Annotated in this window: 23 protein-coding genes; 20 read left to right on the top strand and 3 right to left on the bottom strand. The window is 32.1% G+C overall.

Going from position 1 to position 22188, the window contains the following annotated elements:
* Nucleotides 1-8: 8 nt before the first annotated feature.
* The 5 genes from WNY60_RS03410 to WNY60_RS03390 all read left to right on the top strand — a co-directional run bounded on the left by WNY60_RS03410 (nucleotide 9) and on the right by WNY60_RS03390 (nucleotide 4903).
* Nucleotides 9-1256 carry a GTP-binding protein gene (locus WNY60_RS03410; protein WP_342861522.1) on the top strand — a complete coding sequence of 416 codons (1248 nt, stop codon included), beginning with the start codon at nucleotides 9-11 and terminating at the stop codon, nucleotides 1254-1256.
* 130 nt (nucleotides 1257-1386) lie between these two features.
* Nucleotides 1387-2133, top strand: coding sequence for a serine O-acetyltransferase EpsC (gene epsC / locus WNY60_RS03405; protein ID WP_292947053.1), 747 nt, complete (start codon nucleotides 1387-1389; stop codon nucleotides 2131-2133).
* Complete coding sequence (gene cysM / locus WNY60_RS03400; RefSeq protein ID WP_342861521.1) at nucleotides 2130-3008, top strand: cysteine synthase CysM; 879 nt, start codon at nucleotides 2130-2132, stop codon at nucleotides 3006-3008. Before epsC ends, cysM begins: the two co-directional genes overlap by 4 nt.
* A gap of 58 nt (nucleotides 3009-3066) precedes the next feature.
* On the top strand, nucleotides 3067-4158 hold the full coding sequence (locus tag WNY60_RS03395; protein WP_145006241.1) for an acyloxyacyl hydrolase: 1092 nt from the start codon (nucleotides 3067-3069) through the stop codon (nucleotides 4156-4158).
* A 1-nt stretch (nucleotide 4159) separates the two neighbouring features.
* Nucleotides 4160-4903 carry a head GIN domain-containing protein gene (locus tag WNY60_RS03390; protein WP_342861520.1) on the top strand — a complete coding sequence of 248 codons (744 nt, stop codon included), beginning with the start codon at nucleotides 4160-4162 and terminating at the stop codon, nucleotides 4901-4903.
* Here the strand turns inward: WNY60_RS03390 and gldA are convergent, their stop codons facing one another.
* Nucleotides 4904-5797, bottom strand: a complete 894-nt coding sequence (gene gldA, locus WNY60_RS03385) for a gliding motility-associated ABC transporter ATP-binding subunit GldA (RefSeq protein ID WP_292947065.1) — start codon at nucleotides 5795-5797, stop codon at nucleotides 4904-4906.
* A 344-nt stretch (nucleotides 5798-6141) separates the two neighbouring features.
* Between gldA and WNY60_RS03380 the strand changes: the two genes are divergently transcribed.
* From WNY60_RS03380 to WNY60_RS03365, 4 genes are read left to right on the top strand one after another with little or no spacing between them, the layout of a single operon-like run.
* Nucleotides 6142-6969, top strand: a complete 828-nt coding sequence (locus WNY60_RS03380) for a prephenate dehydratase (RefSeq protein WP_145006251.1) — start codon at nucleotides 6142-6144, stop codon at nucleotides 6967-6969.
* Nucleotides 6966-8108, top strand: coding sequence for an aminotransferase class I/II-fold pyridoxal phosphate-dependent enzyme (locus WNY60_RS03375; protein WP_342861693.1), 1143 nt, complete (start codon nucleotides 6966-6968; stop codon nucleotides 8106-8108). Before WNY60_RS03380 ends, WNY60_RS03375 begins: the two co-directional genes overlap by 4 nt.
* The gene (locus WNY60_RS03370; RefSeq protein WP_342861691.1) at nucleotides 8108-8959 is read left to right on the top strand and encodes a prephenate dehydrogenase; all 852 of its coding nucleotides are present in this window, start codon (nucleotides 8108-8110) and stop codon (nucleotides 8957-8959) included. Before WNY60_RS03375 ends, WNY60_RS03370 begins: the two co-directional genes overlap by 1 nt.
* A gap of 53 nt (nucleotides 8960-9012) precedes the next feature.
* Nucleotides 9013-10095, top strand: a complete 1083-nt coding sequence (locus WNY60_RS03365) for a bifunctional 3-deoxy-7-phosphoheptulonate synthase/chorismate mutase type II (RefSeq protein WP_145006257.1) — start codon at nucleotides 9013-9015, stop codon at nucleotides 10093-10095.
* 55 nt (nucleotides 10096-10150) lie between these two features.
* Here WNY60_RS03365 and WNY60_RS03360 read toward each other — a convergent pair whose 3' ends face one another.
* The gene (locus tag WNY60_RS03360; RefSeq protein WP_342861519.1) at nucleotides 10151-10630 is read right to left on the bottom strand and encodes a hypothetical protein; all 480 of its coding nucleotides are present in this window, start codon (nucleotides 10628-10630) and stop codon (nucleotides 10151-10153) included.
* Nucleotides 10631-10743: 113 nt separating this feature from the next.
* Here WNY60_RS03360 and rsgA point away from each other — a divergent pair, with 113 nt between their 5' ends.
* From rsgA to rlmN, 8 genes are all read left to right on the top strand, one after another.
* Nucleotides 10744-11694: a ribosome small subunit-dependent GTPase A gene (gene rsgA, locus WNY60_RS03355; protein WP_145006263.1), complete on the top strand. Its 951-nt coding sequence runs from the start codon at nucleotides 10744-10746 to the stop codon at nucleotides 11692-11694.
* Nucleotides 11695-12147 carry a D-aminoacyl-tRNA deacylase gene (gene dtd / locus WNY60_RS03350; protein ID WP_342861518.1) on the top strand — a complete coding sequence of 151 codons (453 nt, stop codon included), beginning with the start codon at nucleotides 11695-11697 and terminating at the stop codon, nucleotides 12145-12147. It begins immediately after the preceding gene.
* 1 nt (nucleotide 12148) lies between these two features.
* A complete protein-coding gene (locus WNY60_RS03345; RefSeq protein ID WP_145006269.1) occupies nucleotides 12149-12340 on the top strand; it encodes a hypothetical protein in 192 nt (63 codons plus the stop codon).
* 86 nt (nucleotides 12341-12426) lie between these two features.
* Entirely contained in the window at nucleotides 12427-14328 is a 1902-nt protein-coding gene (locus WNY60_RS03340) for a DUF3857 domain-containing protein (RefSeq protein ID WP_145006273.1), read from the top strand.
* Between the two features lie 124 nt (nucleotides 14329-14452).
* On the top strand, nucleotides 14453-14779 hold the full coding sequence (locus WNY60_RS03335) for a nucleotide pyrophosphohydrolase (RefSeq protein WP_145006277.1): 327 nt from the start codon (nucleotides 14453-14455) through the stop codon (nucleotides 14777-14779).
* A gap of 36 nt (nucleotides 14780-14815) precedes the next feature.
* On the top strand, nucleotides 14816-16048 hold the full coding sequence (locus tag WNY60_RS03330; RefSeq protein ID WP_342861517.1) for a 3-phosphoshikimate 1-carboxyvinyltransferase: 1233 nt from the start codon (nucleotides 14816-14818) through the stop codon (nucleotides 16046-16048).
* Nucleotides 16049-16133: 85 nt separating this feature from the next.
* Nucleotides 16134-17183, top strand: coding sequence for a tRNA preQ1(34) S-adenosylmethionine ribosyltransferase-isomerase QueA (queA, locus tag WNY60_RS03325; protein ID WP_145006283.1), 1050 nt, complete (start codon nucleotides 16134-16136; stop codon nucleotides 17181-17183).
* 245 nt (nucleotides 17184-17428) lie between these two features.
* Nucleotides 17429-18469 carry a 23S rRNA (adenine(2503)-C(2))-methyltransferase RlmN gene (rlmN, locus tag WNY60_RS03320; protein WP_292947100.1) on the top strand — a complete coding sequence of 347 codons (1041 nt, stop codon included), beginning with the start codon at nucleotides 17429-17431 and terminating at the stop codon, nucleotides 18467-18469.
* 79 nt (nucleotides 18470-18548) lie between these two features.
* Here the strand turns inward: rlmN and WNY60_RS03315 are convergent, their stop codons facing one another.
* The gene (locus WNY60_RS03315; protein WP_145006289.1) at nucleotides 18549-19709 is read right to left on the bottom strand and encodes a T9SS type A sorting domain-containing protein; all 1161 of its coding nucleotides are present in this window, start codon (nucleotides 19707-19709) and stop codon (nucleotides 18549-18551) included.
* A gap of 146 nt (nucleotides 19710-19855) precedes the next feature.
* Here WNY60_RS03315 and WNY60_RS03310 point away from each other — a divergent pair, with 146 nt between their 5' ends.
* The 3 genes from WNY60_RS03310 to WNY60_RS03300 all read left to right on the top strand — a co-directional run bounded on the left by WNY60_RS03310 (nucleotide 19856) and on the right by WNY60_RS03300 (nucleotide 22183).
* A complete protein-coding gene (locus tag WNY60_RS03310) occupies nucleotides 19856-20833 on the top strand; it encodes a polyprenyl synthetase family protein (RefSeq protein WP_145006292.1) in 978 nt (325 codons plus the stop codon).
* An 80-nt stretch (nucleotides 20834-20913) separates the two neighbouring features.
* Entirely contained in the window at nucleotides 20914-21474 is a 561-nt protein-coding gene (locus tag WNY60_RS03305; RefSeq protein WP_342861516.1) for an RNA polymerase sigma factor, read from the top strand.
* Complete coding sequence (locus WNY60_RS03300; protein ID WP_342861515.1) at nucleotides 21461-22183, top strand: hypothetical protein; 723 nt, start codon at nucleotides 21461-21463, stop codon at nucleotides 22181-22183. The genes WNY60_RS03305 and WNY60_RS03300 overlap by 14 nt, the downstream gene beginning before the upstream one ends.
* The last annotated feature ends 5 nt before the right edge of the window (nucleotides 22184-22188 follow it).

The following is a 22188-nucleotide window of genomic DNA, read 5'->3' as shown; positions in this document are numbered from 1 at the left end:
CATATAATATGGACGTATTAAAAATAGCAACAGCAGGTAGCGTTGATGATGGAAAAAGCACATTAATTGGAAGATTATTGTACGATACAAAATCACTTACTTCAGACAAAATAGAAGCTATAAAAAATAAAAGTCAGCAACTAGGTTATGATTATTTAGATTTTTCTTTGGCTACAGATGGTTTAGTTGCCGAGAGAGAACAGGGAATCACTATTGATGTTGCTCATATTTATTTTTCTACAGTTAACAAAAGTTACATCATTGCAGATACTCCAGGTCATGTTGAGTATACTAGAAATATGGTAACTGGTGCGTCAACGTCTCAAGCAGCTATTGTTTTAATAGATGCAAGAAAAGGAGTGATTGAGCAGACCAATCGTCATTTTTTTATAAATAATTTATTACGAATTAAGACTGTTATTGTAGCTATAAATAAGATGGATTTAGTTGATTTTTCTGAAGAGAGATACAATGAGATAAAATCTGAATTTGAAGTTTTGATGAGCAAACGAGACTATCAAGACCAAAACATTAAATTTATTCCAGTAAGTGCTTTAAAAGGTGATAATGTTGTTAATAAATCAGAAAATACACCTTGGTATACTGGTGAAACATTATTGGAGCATTTGGAAAATATTAATCAAAAAGATGTATTAAATACAGGTACACCTAGGTTTCCTGTGCAATATGTTATTCGTCCTAAAACCGAAGAATTTCACGATTTTAGAGGTTATGCAGGTAAGGTTTATGGAGGTGAATTAAGTGTTGGAGATGAGGTTGTTATTCTTCCTTCTCAGACTAAATCCAAAATTAAAGAGATTCATTTTTATAATCAAAAAGTACAAACTGCATCAAGACGCTCCTCGGTATTAATTACTTTAGATGATGATGTAAATATTAGTAGAGGAGACATGATTGTTAAAGCCAACGATTTACCTGTTATTGATAAACAATTTACAGCGACCATTTCTTGGATGGATTCTCAAAATTTAGCCTCAGGTAATAAGTATGTTATACAACATGGTGTCAACAAAGTATTAGCAAAAGTGGATACCATTAATCATAAAATAAATCCTGATTATTCTGGGATTGATCAGTCTGCACAGGTGTTGAACATGAATGATATTGCATCAGTGACTTTTAAATTAAATAAGCCTATATTTTATGATGCATTTAAAGACCATAGGACAAATGGTTCTTTTATTATTATAGATAGTAAATCTAATAATACGGTAGGTGCAGGATTTATACAATAGTAATTATTAAACAAATGCAATGGTATTATCTAAGTAATTGCTATTATTTTAAATAATTAAACTCCTATTATAAATACGCTAAATAGTCTAAAATTAGAAGTAACTTTATAGCCTCAAATAAAAACAGGTTATGCAGGAGACGTTACAAATTCCATTTAGGTTTAAAGAGAAAGTAGAAGACTTAGCAAAAGAGTTGTTTTATTGTGCGTTAGAGACTTCTGACCAACAGGAACAGCTTTTTAAAAATATTAAAGATGCCTTTTTTTATGTTTCTCAGGCATTAGATTGCGGAGTTTGTAATACAAAATGGGATCAGTTTAAAACAGGAGTTAAAGCTTTAAAACCAAAATTACAATTGGATGCAGAAGCTGCTTATAATAATGATCCTGCAGCAAAAAGTGTTAAAGAAGTTTATTTAGCTTACCCTGGATTTTACGCTATAGCAATGTATAGATTAAGTCATATTTTATGGCAATTAGATGTGCCTGTTTTACCACGTATGATATCGGAATATGCGCATGGTATAACTGGAGCAGATATACATCCTGGTGCTACTATTGGAGACTCATTTTTTATAGATCATGCTACAGGAGTTGTTATTGGAGAAACAGCAATTATACATAACAATGTCATTATTTATCAAGGAGTAACTCTTGGTGGTATTAAAGTCGAAAAAGCTTTAGAAAACACTAAAAGGCACCCAACAATTAAGGATAATGTTACCATTTATGCCAATGCCACTATATTAGGAGGTGACGTTATTATTGGAGAAGGATCTGTAATTGGAGCTAATGTATGGATCACTAAATCTATTCCAGAACAATCTTTAGTCACTTACAAATCAGATATTAAAATCACCAATAAATACAGCAAATGAGTATTTTAAAACAAATAGGTAACACACCATTAGTAGAAGCCACCAATTTAGTATCAAAACCTAACGTTAAGTTGTTTTTAAAACTAGAAGGTGATAATCCAGGAGGAAGTGTAAAAGATAGACCTGCTTATAATATGATTGCCGAAGCTGTAAAACGTGGCGACATAAAAAAAGGAGGACATATAGTAGAAGCTACAAGTGGTAACACTGGTATAGCTTTGGCTTATGTAGCCAGTTTATTTGGGATTAATATTTCTTTAGTAATGCCAGAAAACTCCACTATCGAGCGTGTCAAAACAATGCGAGCTTATGGAGCAGAGGTTGTTTTAACAGATGCCCAACGTGGTATTGAAGGCTCAAGAGATGTTGCTTTTAAAATGAGAGATGAAAAAGGTTATTTATTGTTAAATCAATTTGAAAATAACGACAACTGGAAAGCGCATTATAAAACCACAGGTCCAGAAATTTGGAAAGATACAAAAGGAGAAGTGACGCACTTTGTAGCTGCAATGGGTACTACAGGAACCATTATGGGGACTTCAACATTTTTAAAAGAACAAAATAAAGACATTCAAATAATAGGTGCGCAACCAGCCGATGGATCTAGTATACCAGGCATCCGTAAATGGTCTCCAGATTACGTACCAAGTATTTTTAATCCATCTAAAGTTGATCAAGTTATCGAAGTTAGTCAAGAAGAAGCAACAGCAATGACTAAACGATTAGCAAAGGAAGAAGGTATCTTAGCAGGTATGAGTAGTGGTGGGTCTGTAGCAACCGCTATAAAATTAATCGAAACTTTAAATCAAGGCGTTGTCGTTGCAATTATTTGCGACAGAGGTGACCGTTATTTGTCTTCTACCTTATTTGATTAGTAATATGCGTTAACGCTGTTTATAATTTAATTACTTTTGCGACTTAATTACAGTGTTAATGAAGTCTTATTTTAGTTGTTTATTTTTATGTTGTGTCTTTTTAGCTACAGCACAACAAGAAAAAAATCCGTTTACCTTAGATGCTAATTTTTTCTATGGAAATATAACAGAGCATAACAGTGATATTTCACATTTAATAAAAGGACACCCAACTGGTTTTATTTTAAGTTATAATAAAAAGACATTTGGTCAAAATGCTTGGGAAAGCAGATATAACTATCCAGATTATGGAGCGTCAATTATTTATCAGGATTTTAAAAATGAAACGTTAGGCAATAACCTTGGTGTCTATGCACATTATAATTTTTACTTTTTAAAACGAAACTTAGTATTCAGAATCGGTCAAGGCTTAGCATACAATTCTAATCCGTATGATAAGGTAGATAATTACCGTAATAATGCATTTGGTACACGCTTGTTAAGCAGTACTTATGTGATGCTTAATTATAAAAAAGAAAATATTTTTCAAGGATTTGGATTACAAACTGGTTTATCTTTAATCCATTATTCAAATGCTAACATTAAAGCGCCAAACAGCTCTATAAATAGTATTACATTAAATTTAGGAGTTAATTATCGTTTGGATTCAAATAATTCGCCAGAATATATCAAGCATATTGACGAAGCATTTACAGAAAAAGTAAAGTATAATTTTGCTTTCAGAACAGGTGTTAACGAAAGTGATATTATAGATTCTGGACAATACGTTTTTTACATTGTTTCTGCATATGCAGATAAGCGTTTAAATAAAAAAAGTGCCATACAATTAGGAACAGATGTCTTTTTCTCTAATTTTTTAAAAACTCATATTAGATATAAATCAGTTGCCTTTCCTTTAGATAATGTCTCTGGAGACGAAGATTATAAACGTGTAGGTGTTTTTGTAGGTCATGAGTTATTTATTAGTAAAACATCATTAATTACACAACTAGGTTATTATGTGTATTACCCATTTGATTTTGAAGGTCGTGTTTATAATAGAGTAGGTTTAAAACGCTATTTTGGAGATAAAATTTATGGAGCTTTAACCCTTAAGTCTCATGGTGCCAAAGCAGAAGCAGTAGAATTAGGAATAGGAATAAGATTATAAGATGAAAAAAATAATATACATACTATCAGTAATAGTTCTATTTAGTTGTGATTCTGAAAACGCACCAGATTGTTTTCAAAATTCGGGAGATATCGTACAACAAGAAATTGCTGTAGATGGGTTTACCAAGATTACGGTATATGAAAATATCGAATTATTTATAGAACAAGGTCTGACGCAAAAAGTAGTTTTAGAAACTGGAGAAAACTTAGCAAACGATGTTGATGTCTATGTGGAAAACGGACGATTGATTTTAAAGGACAATAACGGTTGTAATTTAACAAGGGATTATGGGATTACTAAAATATATGTTACCACACCTAACGTGACAGAAGTTAGAAACAGTAGTAATTTAGACGTACATAGTATTGGTGTTTTAAATTTTCCAGATTTAAAATTGTATTCTGAAGATGATTCTGGAGATTATTATAATGTAGGTGTTTTTAATATGGAAGTTAATTGTACCGATTTAGTAGTGGTAATTAATAATATAACTACAAATATAATCTTTGGTACAACAGAGAATTTAAGAGTTAATCATGCGTCTGGTAATGGGCGTTTTGAAGGACGCTATTTAATAGCTCAAAACGTAACTATTTATCATCGTGGTACAAATGATATTATAGTAAATCCGCAACTTAGCTTAATAGCTAGTTTGGTTAGTACAGGAGATGTTATCGCTGTTAATACACCACCAACAGTTACAATTTCGCAACAATTTGATGGACAAGTAATTTTTGAGTAACTAACTTGTTAGTTCTCTAAATAGACTTTCTAGACTTGCGTTTTTTTGATTAAGTTGTAAAATCTTTAATTCGTTATCATGAGCAAAATCAAAGACATGGCTACGCATATCTTCTGACGTTCCAAACGTGATTTCGTAAGTAAAATCGTGGATGTTTTTAACATGTTTTGCATTAGGTAATTTTAATAAAAAAGCTTCTTCAATTCTATAATCAAATTCCACAATAACAATTTGTTGCTGTCCATCGCGCAATTCTTTTAGCTTTTTGTTGGCTACAATTTCACCTTTATTAATAATAATAACACGATCGCACATGGCTTCAACTTCCTGCATAATGTGTGTAGATAAAAATACAGTTTTATCTTTTCCTAAATTTTTAATTAGATTTCTAATGTCAATTAATTGATTAGGATCCAAGCCTGTCGTAGGTTCGTCTAAGATTAAAACCTCAGGATTATGTAGTAAGGCGTTTGCTAAACCAACACGTTGTCTGTAACCTTTGGATAGTTGTCCAATAGTTTTATGTGCCTCAGGTGTTAATCCAGTAAGCGTAATAACCTCTTCAATACGCGATTTGTCAACATTATAGACATTAGCGTTAAAGCTTAAATATTCTCTTACATATTGTTCTAAATATAAAGGGTTGTGTTCTGGTAAATAGCCAACACTTTTTTGAACATTTTTTGTGTCAGTTAAAATATGATGTCCATTAACTTCCGCATCGCCTGATGTAGGATTGATGTAGGTTGTTAAGATTTTCATCATTGTAGATTTTCCTGCGCCATTAGGACCTAAAAAACCGACAATTTCGGGACGATTAATTTCAAAAGAAATATTGTTTAAAGCCTTCTGCGAGCCATAAACCTTAGTTATGTTTTCTACTTTAATTGACATGTTTATAATCTTTACTCAAAAATAGACATTCTGTAATTTAAACCATAGATTATTAGTAAATCTTTAAATCTTTACTAAAAACCACAAAAATAGGTGCTTAGTGTTTTGTTATATCATTTTATTAGTTACTTTAGCAATATTATTATAAACATGAGCACAATAAACAATACATATTTTAGCTGGTATTATTTCTTTTTTAACAAAAGGAACGAGACGCTGTATATGTAATTTAGCAACATATATTTTTTAAAAAAGTCTCGATATATATCGAGACTTTTTTTTGTTTTAATAAGTCAGAATTACACAAAACAAATAGGATAACTCAATTAAAAAAGAATAATAAATTGATAAAATCAGTAGCTATACAAGGTATTAAAGGATCATTTCATCACATTGTGTCTCAAAATTATTTTCAGACTAATGTTAGTATTGTTCCGTTTTTGTCTTTTGACCAAACAGTGGAAAGTGTCCTTAATAAACAGACAGATGCAGCAATAATGGCTATTGAAAACTCAATTGCAGGCTCCATTATACCTAATTATGCGCTAATTGATACTAATAATTTACACGTAGTAGGAGAGTATTATTTAGATATTCAACACAACTTAATGGCTTTGCCAAATCAAAAGATTGAGGACATTACAGAAGTATATTCTCATCCTATGGCTTTGTTGCAATGTAAAGCCTTTTTTAAGCAATATCCTCATATTAAACTTATAGAAGATAAGGATACTGCTGAGGTTGCGGAACGTATCCATAATAAACAATTAAAAAATACAGGAGCTATTGCAAGTACTTTAGCTGCGCAGATATTTGAGCTAGATATTTTAGCAAAAAGCATCCAGACTATTAAGCATAACGAAACCCGTTTTGTTATTGTAAAACAAGATAATTCTGAGATCGCTGAAGCGGAAATTAATAAAGCGTCTATAAAATTTGAATTAGACCATAAAAGAGGAAGTTTAGCAACCATTTTAAATGTCATGAGTGATTGCAAATTAAACTTAACAAAAATACAATCTTTGCCAATCATTGAAACTCCTTGGAAGTATGCCTTTTTTGTGGATGTAACCTTTCAAGATTATCAAGATTTCAAAAAAGCAAAATCTATAATGGATATTATGGCCACCCATTTTAAAGTAATAGGTCAATATAAAAATGCGAAAATATAATGAAAGTAGCTAACAGATTACATAGTGTAGAGGAATACTACTTTTCTAAAAAATTAAAGGAAGTCAATGCTTTAAAAGCAGCAGGAAAACCTATAATTAATTTAGGAATTGGAAGTCCAGATTTACAACCATCAAGCCAAGTTGTTGCAGCGTTAACAGCAGGTTTATTAGATGTTAATGCACATAAATATCAAAGTTATCAGGGCTTGCCAGAGTTTAGACAAGCTATTTCAGAATTTTATAAAAAACAATATCAAACACAGATTAATCCAGATACAGAAGTGTTGCCATTAATGGGAAGTAAAGAAGGGATTATGCATATTTCTATGGCTTTTTTAAATGAAGGTGATAGTGTCTTGATTCCTAATCCAGGCTATCCTACATATGCAGCTGTGACTAAATTAGTGCAAGCTAATCCTATCGCTTATAATTTAGATGAAAGCAATAATTGGCTACCTAATTTAGACGAGATTAAAACTTTAGATTTAAGTAAAGTTAAACTAATGTGGATCAGTTATCCACATATGCCAACAGGAGCAAAGGCTAAAAAAGCAGATTTAAAAAAGTTAGTAGATTTTGCTAAAAAGCATGATATATTGCTAATAAATGACAACCCTTATAGCTTTATTTTAAACGATAATCCGATAAGTATTTTAAACATAGAAGGCGCAAAAGAGGTGTGTTTAGAGTTAAACTCACTTAGCAAAACTTTTAATATGGCTGGTTGGAGAGTAGGTATGGTGTTAGGAAGTCAAGACTATATTAATGCAGTTTTAAAAGTGAAAAGCAATATGGATTCTGGTATGTTTTATGGCATTCAAAAAGGCGCAATAGCAGCACTAGAGAGCTCACAAGATTGGTTTGATAATTTAAACAAAGTGTATACAACACGTCGTAAATTAGTATGGCAATTGGCAGATAAATTAAACTGTACGTATGATAAAAATGCCTCAGGTTTATTCGTTTGGGCAAAAACACCAGAAGGTTATAAATCAGAAACATTTATAGATACATTGTTACACGATAAAAGCCTATTTATAACACCAGGAACGGTTTTTGGAACACAAGGCGAAGGATATGTAAGATTTTCGTTATGTGCAACGACTGACCAAATAGAAGAAGCAATAGCAAGAGTATGATACAAAATATATACATAATTGGTGTAGGATTAATTGGTGGTAGCTTGGCTTTGGATATAAAAAATAAGCGTCCAGAAGTTTCAGTTTACGGTATAGATAATTCTGAAGACCACTTAAATCAAGCTTTGGAGCTTGGTGTTATAGACCATAAAGCAGTTTTGGAGGATTTAGATAAGGCAGATTTAGTTGTGTTAGCTATTCCTGTGGATGCTTCAGTAATTGTTTTGCCTCAAGTTTTAGATAAAATATCAGATTTCACGTTAGTTGCAGATGTTGGTTCGACTAAGTCAGACATATGTAAAGTTGTAGAAAATCATAAAAGACGACGTAATTTTTTAGCAATGCATCCTATTGCAGGAACGGAGTTTTCTGGACCAAAAGCAGCAATCAGAGATTTGTTTAATCAAAAGACAAATATCATTTGCGAAGTAGAAAAAACAGCTTTTAAATTACAAGAAAAAGCGGTTAGTTTATTTACAGATATTGGGATGCGCATGCGTTACATGAATCCCGAATCGCACGACAAGCATATTGCTTACGTATCGCATTTATCACACATTAGTGCGTTTATGCTAGGTAAAACGGTTATTGAAAAAGAAAAGAATGAGCGTGATATATTTGATATGGCAGGTTCAGGGTTTGAAAGTACTGTAAGACTAGCCAAAAGTAGTCCTGCTATGTGGACACCAATTTTTAAACAGAATAAAACTAATGTAGTCGAAACGTTAGACGATTACATTGCTAATTTAACACAGTTTAAAAAACTGATAGAAAATGATGATTTTGAAGGTGTTTTTAACGAAATGAAAGACACTAATTACATAAAACAAATATTAAACGGAATACAATAAATAGTAATACCTCTAAAATTCTAAATAATTTTGAGGCTTTAGATTAGAAGATTATGGAAAATAAAAAAGAAATGAGAAACTGGTTGGATGACATGAAGTTAGATCATCCATTAGTAATCGCTGGACCATGTAGTGCAGAGACAGAAGAGCAAGTATTAAAAATAGCACACGAGCTAAAAGATACTGATGTTAGCTATTTTAGAGCAGGTATATGGAAACCTCGTACAAGACCAGGAATGTTTGAAGGTGTTGGTGCTTTAGGTTTAAATTGGCTTAAAAAAGTTAAAGAAGAAACAGGTATGAAAACCTGTACTGAAGTTGCTAATGCTGCACACGTAAAATTGGCTATCGAAAATGATGTTGATTTACTATGGATTGGTGCACGATCTACAGTTAGTCCATTTATCATGCAAGAATTAGCAGATGCATTAGCTGGAACAGATAAAATTGTATTGGTTAAAAATCCAGTAAATCCAGACTTAGCGTTATGGTTAGGTGGTATTGAAAGATTATATACTGCAGGTATTAAAAACTTAGGTGCTATCCATAGAGGATTTTCTACTTACGAAAAAACGAAGTATAGAAATATTCCGGAATGGCAAATTGCTATCGAGTTTCAAAACAGATTTCCTGATTTACCGTTAATAAACGATCCGTCGCATATTACTGGAAAACGTGATATGGTTTTTGATGTCTCTCAAACTGCATTAGATTTAAATTTTGATGGATTAATGATTGAAACGCATACAGATCCTGATAACGCGTGGAGTGATGCTGCACAGCAAGTTACACCTACATCATTAATCCAAATGATGGTAGATTTAAAGATTAGAAAAGAGTCTGATCCAGAAGCAGAATACAATCAAGAGTTAACTAACCTAAGAGCACAAATTGATGTTGTAGATAATCAGATTATCGAAGCTTTAGGTAAGCGTATGAAAATTGCTGACGGAATTGGAGGTCTTAAAAAAGAGAAAAACGTTGCAGTTTTACAAAGCAAACGTTGGAACGAGATTTTAGGAAAAATGGTTTTAGAAGGTGAGTCTAAAGGTCTAAGTGAAGAGTTTATCTTAAAAATGTTTAAGGCAATTCACCAAGAATCAATTAATCATCAAGAAAAAATTATAAAAGGATAATTTTAATTTTGAATATAAAAAAAAGCCTCTTAAATTTAAGAGGCTTTTTTGTGTTTTAAAGTGTTCTTTTAAACGTGTATCTAGTAATAAAAATACCTTTTCCATCGCCTTTTCCACCTTCACTTTCAACACCAGTATTTATAAAAGCTAATTCCCATCCTTGAGCAACCATATCGTTAACTTTTGAAGTCATAACAGCATCGTTGGCAGCTATATTTTGAAATCTAATTCCACCTAAATTATAAAAATTTAATAGCTTAGTTTCGTCATAATTTTTAACTCTGATTTCATTTCTTTTAGATTTGTTTTTTTCATCAGAATCTTTATCATCAGAGCGCACAGTTGTAAATTCTTTGTAGTCTTTAGTTTCATTTGCAGATATCATTCTAGAACGACCCAAACCATTAGGTACTATAGATTCTACAACAGTTACAACCTTATACTCTACCTGACCTCTTTTGTCAGATTTAGTAATAAATGAGAATGAAATAAAGCCAACAATGGCTAATGCGATAAATAAATAGTTTTTTTTCATGATATAAGTTTATGTTAAGACACGAAGTTAATAAAAATTTTAAACCGACAAAGGATGCCATTTGGTGCTGATTTTTGTAGGAATAGAGGATAATAATTTTCATATTTGTAGTAATGACAGGACGCGTATACAAATCTACAGGTAGTTGGTACACAGTAAAGACCCAATTAGGTCAAACTTACGAGTGTAGAATAAAAGGTAAGTTTAGACTTAAAGGTATTAAAAGCACAAATCCAATTGCTGTTGGAGACTTTGTGGATTTTGAATTAGATACAAAGTCTGATCAAGAAACAGGTGTAATTAACACCATTCATGACAGGCAAAACTATATTGTCCGTAAATCCGTAAATCTATCCAAACAAACACACATTATTGCGTCAAATATTGACCAAGTGTTTTTGTTAGTTACTATTGATAATCCACCAACATTTACAAGTTTTATAGATCGGTTTTTAGTAACAGCAGAGGCTTATGATATTAAAGCGGTTTTATTATTTAATAAAATTGATACTTACGATCAAGACACTTTAGATGAGGTAAGGTATTTAGCTCATGTATACCGTCAAATTGGTTATGAATGTATAGGTATTTCGGCTACGACCGGAAAAAATCTAGAGCAAGTTAAAGGCTTAATGGAGGGCAAGGTAAGTATGTTTACTGGTCATTCTGGTGTTGGAAAATCAACATTGGTCAATGCTATAGAGCCAGCTTTAGACCTAAAAACTAAAGCCATATCCATGCAACACATGCAAGGTCAACACACCACAACTTTTGCAGAGATGTTTGACTTAAGTTTTGATGCTAAAATTATTGATACACCAGGAATAAAAGGGTTTGGTGTGGTAGATATGGAAAAAGAAGAAATTGGAGACTATTTTCCAGAATTTTTTGCCTTAAAACAAGATTGTAAGTTTAATAACTGTTTACATATCGAAGAACCTAAATGTGCTGTTAAAGATGCTTTAGAAAAAGATGAAATCGCAGCATCACGATATAAAAGTTATGTACAAATTGTAGAAGGAGACGAGGAACATTACAGAACCGATATCTGGAATCAAGAATAAATGAAAGCAGTCATTCAAAGAGTTAGTAAAGCAAGCGTAACTATTGAAGGTGATTTAGTAGCTAATATTAACAGTGGACTACTAATTTTACTAGGTATTGTAGAGCAAGATACGCAAGATGATATGGATTGGTTAGTCAACAAAATTGCTAATTGTCGCATATTTAATGATGACAATCAAGTTATGAATAAATCATTAATAGACATAAATGGTGAGGCGTTGGTTGTAAGCCAATTTACACTATATGCAAGTACCAAAAAAGGAAATAGACCAAGTTATATCAAGGCTGCAAAACCTGATATTGCAATCCCTTTGTATGAAGCTTTTGTAAAGCAATTACAATCTGTTTTAGATAAACCTGTACAAACAGGTCAGTTTGGCGCAGACATGAAAGTGGAGTTGTTAAATGATGGTCCAGTAACTATCATTATAGATTCTAAAAATAAAGAGTAGCATGAAAAAAAAGGTAATTACATTTTTTGTTTCCGCATTGTTTTACGGAGTTTTAAGTTATCTAATTAATTATTTTGTAAAATCTGATTATACAAATAATCAAATAATTAATATGTCTATCTTTTTTGGAGTGGCTATGGGTTTATTTGAAACTTTAGTTAGGCCACTAATTTTTAAAACAAAAACTAAGTAATAAAGTAAGCGTAATTACAGGATTTATTCAAGTTATGTGTTTTACATTTTCTACAAATTTTATATATTAGAGTTTAATTATTTTAAATGTCTACAACTACACTATTTAGAAGTATTTTTTTGATACTTTTTTTCTCCATAAATACTTTTGCTCAGGATACATATCAAGCACTTCTAATTGATTCGGATTTAAAAAAAAATGCCAATGCAATTATTAGATCTAGTCATACCGAAATTACTATTGACGCTAAGGATAAGCTAATTACAAACCAGAAACGTGCTGTTACTGTCCTTAATAAATATGGTCAAAAACACGAAGGTGCATATGTGTATTATGACGATTCTAAATCCATAAAAACACTAGAGGCTGTAATATATGATGCTTTTGGAAAAGAGGTTAAAAAGTACAAAAAAAGAGATTTTTTGGATGTAAGTGTAGCAGATGGTATTTCAATTTTTAATGATAATAGAGCCAAACGTATAGATTATACACCAAGCGCTTATCCATATACTATTGTTTTTAACTTAGAAACAGTATCAACAAACACTGCATTTTTACCACAATGGTATCCAATAGAAGGCTATCACTTAAGTACAGAACAATCTTCGGTAAAAATCATTAATAATTCTGAGATACAATTAAGCTATAAAGAAACAAACTTGGATAGTTTTAAAATTGAAAAAAAGTCTGAATTCTACTATGAAGCTAAAAACATTCCTGCTATAAACTATGAAGCTTATAGTCCATCGTTTACAGAAACAGTTCCCTCTGTTAAATTTGCGCTAAAACAGTTTAGTATGGAAAGTGTAGAAGGCGAAAACAAAGATTGGAATGAGTTTGGAAAATGGATTAATGATAAGTTAATTGCAGGAACCCAAGAGTTACCAGAAACAGTAAAATTAGAAATTTTAAACCTTACTGCAGACGCAAAAACGCCTTTAGAAAAAGCCAAAATTGTATACAATTATATGCAAAACAAAACACGCTATATAAGTGTTCAAATAGGTATTGGAGGTTGGAAGCCTATGTTGGCAAGTGACGTAGATAGGTTGGGTTATGGAGATTGCAAAGGATTGTCCAATTACACTAAGGCCTTGTTAGATGTTGTTGGTGTGCAGTCTTATTATACCATTGTTTATGGAGACTCAGATATAAGAGATATAGATACTTCTTTCTCATCCTTACAAGGTAATCATGCAATTTTATCCATTCCAGATAATAATAGTTATATTACTTTAGAGTGTACAGATCAAACCGTTCCGTTTGGTTATAATGCTAATTTTACGGATGACAGAGATGTGCTTATAGTTACACCAACAGGAGGTCAAATAGTACATACCAAAGCCTATGAAACCAATGAGAATTCTCAAGTGACTAATGCGACGGTTAATTTAGATAATAGCGGAAGTATTATTGCTGAAATAAACATTAAATCTAAAGGCACGCAATATTCCAAATATAGAAGGTTAGAAGCACAAACCGAAAAAGAAAATATACTAGATTATAAAGATAATTTTGATGGTATTAATAATATTCAAATAACTAATTTGTTATTTAATAATAACAAAGATAATATTGAGTTTGAAGAGCAAATTGCTTTAAATGCCAAAAACTATGCTAAAAAAGTAGGTAACAGATTATTGTTTGAACCCAATCTATTTAATAAATCAAAAAAAATACCTCCAAAATATGCTAATCGTAAATTACCGTTTAAAATTAATAGAGGGTTTATAGATACTGATCAATACACAATAATATTACCTGAAAATTTAAAAATAGAAGCGCTACAAGAGGATGTCACTATAAAAAACAAGTTTGGATCATATCAATTTTCTATTACAAAAAATAATGAAAACACCTTAGTGTACAACAGAAAGTTAATAATAAATAAAGGAGATTTCAGTAAAGAAGACTATAAAGCCTATAGGTTGTTTAGAGCTGAAGTAGCTAAGCACGATGCTTCAAAAATAGTATTACAAACTATTTAAAGCATAAAACTAGGTAATTATAAAAACGTATTTCGTTATACATATTTATTAAAACAAACTAGTTACACTATTCAAATAGTAGTAAATTTATAAATTGAAAAACAGTACTTAAAACAGTTTAAAAATGGACATTAAAAATGCACAGTTAGAGGTAGATAATTGGATTGAAAATCATGGTGTTCGTTATTTTAACGAGCTTACCAATATGGCTCAATTAACAGAAGAGGTTGGTGAAGTTGCACGTATTATAGCTAGACGCTATGGTGAACAAAGCGAAAAAGAATCTGATAAAAATAAAGATTTAGGAGAAGAGCTGGCAGATGTTATGTTTGTAGTATTGTGTTTGGCAAACCAAACAGGAATAGATCTTCAGGAAGCTTTTGATAAAAAGTTAGACCTTAAAACTAAGCGTGATCACGACAGACATCACAACAATCAAAAATTAAAATAAAGTACTAATTTCTGTTATTACAGAAATCCTTTACATATGAATTTACATTTACACCAATCAACAATACATCAAACAAACGCTATCCAAATTACTGGGTCAAAAAGCGAATCTAATAGACTGTTATTGTTGCAAGCTTTATATCCCGAAATTAAAATAAATAATATTTCAAACAGTGACGATTCGGTATTAATGGCTAAAGCTTTAGCGTCAAAAGATACTGTTATAGACATACATCACGCTGGAACAGCGATGCGATTTTTAACAGCATATTTTTCAACACAAGAAGGCAAAACAATAGAGCTTACAGGATCTAAGCGTATGAAAGAACGTCCTATTGCTATTTTGGTTGATGCCTTAAATCAATTAGGAGCAGATATAACTTATAAAGAAAACCAAGGGTTTCCACCATTACTAATTACTGGTAAAAAGTTAACTAAAAATAAAGTTACGCTTAAAGCTAATGTAAGTAGTCAGTATATATCAGCACTATTATTAGTGGCTTCAAAATTAGAAAACGGATTAGAATTAACCCTTGAAGGCGATATCACATCTGTACCATATATTAAAATGACGTTAAGCTTATTGGAAGAAATCGGTACAAAAACAAAGTTTCAGGATAATGTAATTACCATTTACCCACAACAGCAACTAGCAAATAAAACGCAACAATTAACCGTAGAAAGTGATTGGTCATCAGCATCCTATTTTTATAGTATAGTAGCAATGTCTGCAATAGGTACAACATTTTCGTTATCATCATATAAGCAAAATAGCCTGCAAGGAGATTCCGCTTTAGCGACAATTTATAACGCATTTGGTGTGACCACAACCTTTAAAAATAATACAGTTGTCCTTCAAAAAACCGAAGCTACATCACCAGATACGATAATTAATTTCGATTTAAAAAATGCACCAGACATAGCACAAACTATTTCGGTTACTGCTTTTGGACTAGGGTTAGACTGTCATTTAACAGGATTACATACACTAAAAATTAAAGAAACAGACCGTTTAGTCGCCTTAAAAACCGAAATTGAAAAACTAGGAGGACAAGTAGCTATTACAGATAATAGCTTAACATTAAAAAAAGCGACTAATAGACATCAAAATGTTACAATAGCAACCTATAACGATCACAGGATGGCTATGGCGTTTGCACCATTAGCCTTAAAAGTTCCAATAATTATAGAAGACTCAAAAGTAGTCTCTAAATCTTACCCAACGTTTTGGGACGATTTGGCTGCTTTAGGCTTCATTTTTAGTGTTTAATAAATAATAATTGGTCATTTACTTGACAACGCCTATCTCCAGATTGTATATTTGCAATCTTGTTAACTTAACAACTAATTAATAAATGAAATTATCACACTTCAATTTTGAATTACCTGAAGAGCTATTAGCAGAATATCCTGCAGAAAACAGAGACGAGTCTCGTTTGATGGTATTAAACCGAAAAGAGCAAACTATCGAACACAAAATGTTTAAAGACTTAATCGAGTATTTTGACGAGAAAGATGTGATGATTCTTAACAACACCAAAGTATTTCCTGCACGTTTATTTGGTAACAAAGAAAAAACAGGAGCAAGAATCGAAGTGTTTTTATTACGCGAGCTTAACCAAGAACAACGTCTTTGGGACGTATTAGTAGATCCAGCACGTAAAATACGTATTGGTAACAAACTTTATTTTGGTGATGACGAGACGTTAGTAGCAGAGGTTATTGACAACACAACATCTAGAGGACGTACATTACGTTTTTTATACGATGGATCATACCAAGAGTTTAGAATCAAACTACAAGAGTTAGGAGAAACACCTTTACCAAAATATATTAAAAGAGAAGTAGAGCCAGAAGACGAAGACCGTTACCAAACCATCTACGCAAAAGAAGAAGGTGCAGTAGCAGCTCCAACAGCAGGACTTCACTTTTCTAAGCACTTATTAAAGCGTTTAGAAATCAAAGGTGTAGACTTTGCAGAAGTAACTTTGCACGTTGGTTTAGGGACTTTTAATCCAGTAGAAGTGGAAGATTTATCTAAACATAAAATGGATAGCGAAGAGCTTAAAATTGAAGCTAAAGCAGTAGAGATTATCAATAACGCTAAAAAAGAAAAACGTCGCATTTGCGCAGTAGGTACAACAGCAATGCGTGCAATAGAAAGCTCAGTGTCATCAAGCGGAACACTAAACGAAGTAGAAGGATGGACCAATAAATTTATCTTTCCACCATACGACTTTAGCATCGCAAACGCAATGATTACTAACTTCCACACGCCAAAATCAACACTTTTAATGATGGTGTCAGCATTTGCAGGACACGACTTCATGAAAAAAGCATACGAAGAAGCAGTAAAAGAAAAGTATAAATTTTACAGTTATGGAGACGCGATGTTAATCATCTAATCCTTTCCAAATAAATAATCAAAACCTCTTTTAGCCTTAATAAGTAAAAGAGGTTTTTTTTATGGCATTACCCAAGGGTCGCGCTCTCGACAGTCGCTTTGCATTTGCTTTAAGGCAAAAGCAAGAGCTTCAACAAATGTCTCCATCGCTAATGCACAACCCAAAGACCAGTTTTAAAATAATCTACAGTAAATCGTCAATCGTAATTCGTAAATCAATAAACGATTCACTATTTTTGCAATCCAATGGAAATCAAGAAAAAAGACATACGCGCATTAAGCAAAGACCAACTTAGGGACTTTTTCCAAAAAGAAGGCGATAAAGCCTTTAGAGGAAATCAAGTATACGAGTGGCTATGGAGCAAAGGTGCACACACCTTTGAGGATATGACCAACCTATCCAAAGACACGCGTCAAATGCTAGAAGATAACTTTGTTATAAACCATATCAAAGTAGACGTTATGCAGCGTAGTAGTGATGGTACAGTAAAAAATGCAGTACGATTGCACGATGACTTAATAGTCGAGTCTGTTTTAATACCTACAAAAACCAGGACCACAGCCTGTGTGTCAAGTCAAGTAGGCTGTAGTTTGGACTGTAAATTTTGTGCAACAGCACGATTAAAACGTATGCGTAATCTAAATCCAGACGAGATTTACGATCAAGTAGTAGCAATTGACAGAGAAAGTAGATTATACTTTGACAGACCATTAAGTAACATTGTATTTATGGGAATGGGAGAACCATTAATGAACTACAATAACGTACTTAAAGCAATAGATAAAATAACATCACCAGAAGGATTAGGCATGTCGCCAAAGCGTATTGTGGTATCTACATCAGGAGTGCCAAAAATGATTAAAAAAATGGCTGATGATGAGGTTAAGTTTAAATTAGCAGTCTCACTACACTCAGCAATTGATGAGGTCAGAACATCCATAATGCCTTTTAATGCAACATTTCCGTTAGCAGATTTAAGAGAAGCATTAGTCTATTGGTACGAGAAAACAAAAAATCGCATCACCTATGAGTATGTGGTTTGGGAAGGGATTAATGACAAACGCAAAGATGTTGATGCATTAGTGCAGTTTTGCAAATTTGCACCAAGCAAAGTCAATATTATAGAATACAATCCTATTGACGATGGTCAATTCCAGCAAGCAAGATCACAAGCAATAGATATGTATCAAAGTGTTTTAGAAGAAAATAACATAACCGTAACTATAAGACGTAGTAGAGGTAAGGATATTGACGCAGCATGTGGACAATTAGCTAACAAAGAATAGTTAAAAAAATAGTTTAAACATTAAAAAAGCGACTTTCAAATCAATTGAAAGTCGCTTTTTTTTTATAACTATAACAAGGTTATTCTTTAACAAATTTAAGCGTTTGCTTTTTGTCTTGAGTATTAATTGTTATTAAGTAAATACCATTATTTAAAGAGGCTACATTAATTGAGTTTTCAGTAATATCTGTGCCTTTTCTGTTAATTACCAGTTGTCCTAATTGGTTGTATACTTCAACAGATTTAATAGCTAAGTTTGTTTTAATAGTTATAACATCACTAGCAGGATTAGGATAAACGCTAAAATTATTATCTAATGTAAACTCATCAGTAGATAAAGCAGGATCAGTCTCAGTTGTAAAAGACCAAACAGCACTAGCAGTAGACCCAAAGCAATTAAAAGACTCTATAGACCAATAGTATGTAGTGTTATAAGCCCAGTTGAAAGTAATTCCGTTTCCATTAGTCGCTCCTGGTATAGTACCAATATTTGTACCAGCAGGATCTGTACCCAAAGACAAGTTAAAAACGGTTGCAGATGGTCCAGCAGTCCAGTTAAACGGAGTAATTAAAGGCGTTGTTCCAGTAATATCCACAGGGATATTTGTAGCTCCATTGGTAGGAGTAGGTGTTGTTGCAGCAATTGGTGCAGCAGTTTCTGTACAAGCAAAAACCTTTACGTTATCAAAAGCCCAAAAATAAGAATAATCTCCAACCCATCTAAATCTAACTTTTGCATTACTGACACCTGCTAATAGTGCAGATACATCATAAGATTTAAAACCAAAATCAAGTTCGTTGGCTCCACTTGTGTTATTTGTACTGTTAAATAAAACCACTTGTACCCAAGCAGTACCATCAAATACTTCAACAAAACCATTACCACCAAATTCTGCACGAATAACATGATTAAATGTTAACTGTACATCTGTTAATGCAGAAGCATCAAAAGTTGGGCTTTCTAAATAAGTATCTTCAGCCTCACCATCATTACCCAAAATATCACTATCAAAAATTGGATAACTTCCAGAAAAACCTTCGTCATACAAAACAACGTTTCCTACTCCAAATCCAGGAGCTTCTCCGGTGTTATTAAAAGACCAAACACCTCCATTAGCAAGATCAGTATTAGACCAGCCAGCAGGTGTGCTTAAACCTGCATTAAAATCTTCATCAATCAAAACTTGACCGAATGCAATTGAAGCAGTAAGAAATAAAAATAAAAATGTAATTTTTTTCATGTGTGTGTGTTTAAGGATTAATATGCTTTAAATATACCACAAAATTAAAGCACTAGCTTTTTTTAGTATAAATATTGCGAATTATTAACATTTCAATCCATTAGATTATTCGTATTTTTGATATTACTAAAAGTTACACCATTATTTTGAAGATAACAGAACAAATAAAACAGCCTATTGCTTTTGAGATGGATCTTTTTGAGCAAAAATTTAGGCTTGCCATGTCCTCTAAAGTTGCTCTGTTAAATAGGATTACCTATTACATCGTCAATCGTAAAGGAAAACAAATGCGTCCAATGTTTGTGTTTCTAGTAGCAAAAATGGTGTCTAATGGTGAGGTTAGTGAAAGGACGTATAGAGGAGCATCTGTGATAGAGTTGATTCATACAGCAACATTAGTGCATGATGATGTCGTGGATGATAGTAATAAGCGTCGTGGTTTTTTCTCTATAAATGCACTATGGAAAAATAAAATAGCAGTTTTAATTGGTGACTTTTTATTATCAAAAGGATTATTACTATCAATAGATAATAATGATTTTGATCTTTTAAAAATTATTTCTATTGCTGTAAGAGAGATGAGTGAAGGCGAATTACTTCAAATAGAAAAAGCTAGAAAACTAGATATAACAGAAGCTGTTTATTATGAAATTATTAGACAAAAAACTGCAACACTTATTGCTGCCTGTTGTAGTCTTGGAGCAGCTTCAGTAAAACCTAATTCTGTTGAGGTAGAAAGTATGCGTAAGTTTGGAGAGTTGATAGGTATGGCATTTCAGATTAAAGATGATTTGTTTGATTATGGTACCCAAAGCATCGGTAAACCTACTGGTATTGATATCAAGGAACAAAAAATGACCTTACCTTTAATTTACGTATTAAACAATTGTTCTAAAAAGGATAAAAAGTGGTTAATCAATTCGGTTAAAAATCACAACACAGATAGAAAACGGGTTAATCAAGTCATCCAATTTGTAAAAGACAATGGAGGATTGGACTATGCTGTTTCAAAAATGAAAGCATTTCAGGAAGAGGCATTATTACTGCTAAATAGTTTTCCTAAATCAGAATATAAAGACTCGCTTGAGTTAATGGTGAATTATGTCATAGAAAGAAAAAAATAATTTTTTTTCATACTTCAGGCAACCTTCTTAAAAGCTTTTGCGTCTTTATAAATAGAAGACCAAACTAAACAACACTATTTGTGAAAGTCGTTACCTTATTTAATAACGAAGTTAAGCTAATTAAAAAAGCTGCTCAGAATAATCGTGAAGCCCAACACGTATTGTTTGAGTTGCATGCACCTAAAATGTTAAGTGTATGTCGTTACTATATAAAGGATATGCAACATGCAGAAGAGGTCATGTTAAATGGTTTTTTAAAAGTGTTTACTAATTTAAAAACCTTTAAACATGAAGGCAGTTTTGAAGGTTGGATTAGACGTATAATGGTTAGAGAGGCTATCTCTTTTTTAAGACAAAAAAAGACGATTCAGTTTGTAGATGAAGATTATCAACACATCGAGATTCAAGATGAAGCATCGCAACAATATGATGTGGCACAACTTCAAGAATTAATAGACAATTTGCCAGAGGGTTATAAAATGGTTTTTATAATGTGCGCAATTGAAGGTTATAAACATGCTGAGATATCAACACTTTTAAACATAAGCGTTGGGACGTCAAAATCTCAATTATTTAAAGCAAGAAAAATGCTGCAGGACAATATTAAGATATTAAATATTAAAGAATATGGCACCAAATAAATTTGAAAAGCAATTAAAAGACACGCTAGAGCGTCGCACAATTGCACCAAGCAAAATAGCTTGGAGCCAACTAGATACGCAATTAGATAATCAAAAAAACAAACGAAAATTCCCGTTTTGGTGGTTTAGTATTGCAGCTACTTTTCTAGGTGTATTTATGGCAATTTTTATTTTTAATGACAAACCTGATCCAATTAATGTAGTTGTTGAGGATGTTAAAAATGAAATACTGTTACCAAGTAAAATCAATCAAATTAACAAGCAAAATAAAGTAACTAAAACAATAACAAGTCCAGAAGTAGTCGTTGATAAGGTAAATGTTAAACCAAAACATGAAGCGGTAACAAATAAAAACAAAACAACAGTACAAAGTGTTGAAGCAGATAAATCTAATACTGTTTTGGTTGTAAATGACAATACTAAGTCGGAAGATAAAGTAACTATAGCATCTGCTACTAATTTACAAAAACCTATTGATAATACCAGTCAAACGACAACAATAACATCTGAAGCTGACCTATTATTAAAAGAGGCATACTCAGATGTGCAAAACAACTACACTACTTATAAACCAGAAAAAATTGACGCTAACTCATTGTTGGAAGATGTAGAGATGAAATCTGAAAAATCTCTAAAAAATCGTTTGTTTCATGCTGTAAAATCAGGCTACGAAACATTAAAAACAACAGTGGCAGAGCGTGATTTTTAAATCAA

This window comes from Olleya sp. AS48 (genome assembly GCF_038900355.1).
Classification (GTDB): domain Bacteria; phylum Bacteroidota; class Bacteroidia; order Flavobacteriales; family Flavobacteriaceae; genus Olleya.
This window is presented reverse-complemented; position numbering and strand designations above follow the sequence as displayed.

What these genes read in the sequence shown, in the direction of transcription:
- WNY60_RS03340 (WP_145006273.1), top strand. Translation starts at nt 12,427, where the DNA reads ATGTCTACAACTACACTATTTAGAAGTATTTTTTTGATACTTTTTTTC.
- WNY60_RS03395 (WP_145006241.1), top strand. Translation starts at nt 3,067, where the DNA reads ATGAAGTCTTATTTTAGTTGTTTATTTTTATGTTGTGTCTTTTTAGCT.
- rsgA (WP_145006263.1), top strand. Translation starts at nt 10,744, where the DNA reads ATGACAGGACGCGTATACAAATCTACAGGTAGTTGGTACACAGTAAAG.
- WNY60_RS03335 (WP_145006277.1), top strand. Translation starts at nt 14,453, where the DNA reads ATGGACATTAAAAATGCACAGTTAGAGGTAGATAATTGGATTGAAAAT.
- WNY60_RS03330 (WP_342861517.1), top strand. Translation starts at nt 14,816, where the DNA reads ATGAATTTACATTTACACCAATCAACAATACATCAAACAAACGCTATC.
- WNY60_RS03365 (WP_145006257.1), top strand. Translation starts at nt 9,013, where the DNA reads ATGGAAAATAAAAAAGAAATGAGAAACTGGTTGGATGACATGAAGTTA.
- WNY60_RS03300 (WP_342861515.1), top strand. Translation starts at nt 21,461, where the DNA reads ATGGCACCAAATAAATTTGAAAAGCAATTAAAAGACACGCTAGAGCGT.
- rlmN (WP_292947100.1), top strand. Translation starts at nt 17,429, where the DNA reads ATGGAAATCAAGAAAAAAGACATACGCGCATTAAGCAAAGACCAACTT.
- WNY60_RS03345 (WP_145006269.1), top strand. Translation starts at nt 12,149, where the DNA reads ATGAAAAAAAAGGTAATTACATTTTTTGTTTCCGCATTGTTTTACGGA.
- dtd (WP_342861518.1), top strand. Translation starts at nt 11,695, where the DNA reads ATGAAAGCAGTCATTCAAAGAGTTAGTAAAGCAAGCGTAACTATTGAA.
- gldA (WP_292947065.1), bottom strand. Translation starts at nt 5,797, where the DNA reads ATGTCAATTAAAGTAGAAAACATAACTAAGGTTTATGGCTCGCAGAAG.
- WNY60_RS03360 (WP_342861519.1), bottom strand. Translation starts at nt 10,630, where the DNA reads ATGAAAAAAAACTATTTATTTATCGCATTAGCCATTGTTGGCTTTATT.
- WNY60_RS03390 (WP_342861520.1), top strand. Translation starts at nt 4,160, where the DNA reads ATGAAAAAAATAATATACATACTATCAGTAATAGTTCTATTTAGTTGT.
- WNY60_RS03315 (WP_145006289.1), bottom strand. Translation starts at nt 19,709, where the DNA reads ATGAAAAAAATTACATTTTTATTTTTATTTCTTACTGCTTCAATTGCA.
- WNY60_RS03410 (WP_342861522.1), top strand. Translation starts at nt 9, where the DNA reads ATGGACGTATTAAAAATAGCAACAGCAGGTAGCGTTGATGATGGAAAA.
- epsC (WP_292947053.1), top strand. Translation starts at nt 1,387, where the DNA reads ATGCAGGAGACGTTACAAATTCCATTTAGGTTTAAAGAGAAAGTAGAA.
- queA (WP_145006283.1), top strand. Translation starts at nt 16,134, where the DNA reads ATGAAATTATCACACTTCAATTTTGAATTACCTGAAGAGCTATTAGCA.
- cysM (WP_342861521.1), top strand. Translation starts at nt 2,130, where the DNA reads ATGAGTATTTTAAAACAAATAGGTAACACACCATTAGTAGAAGCCACC.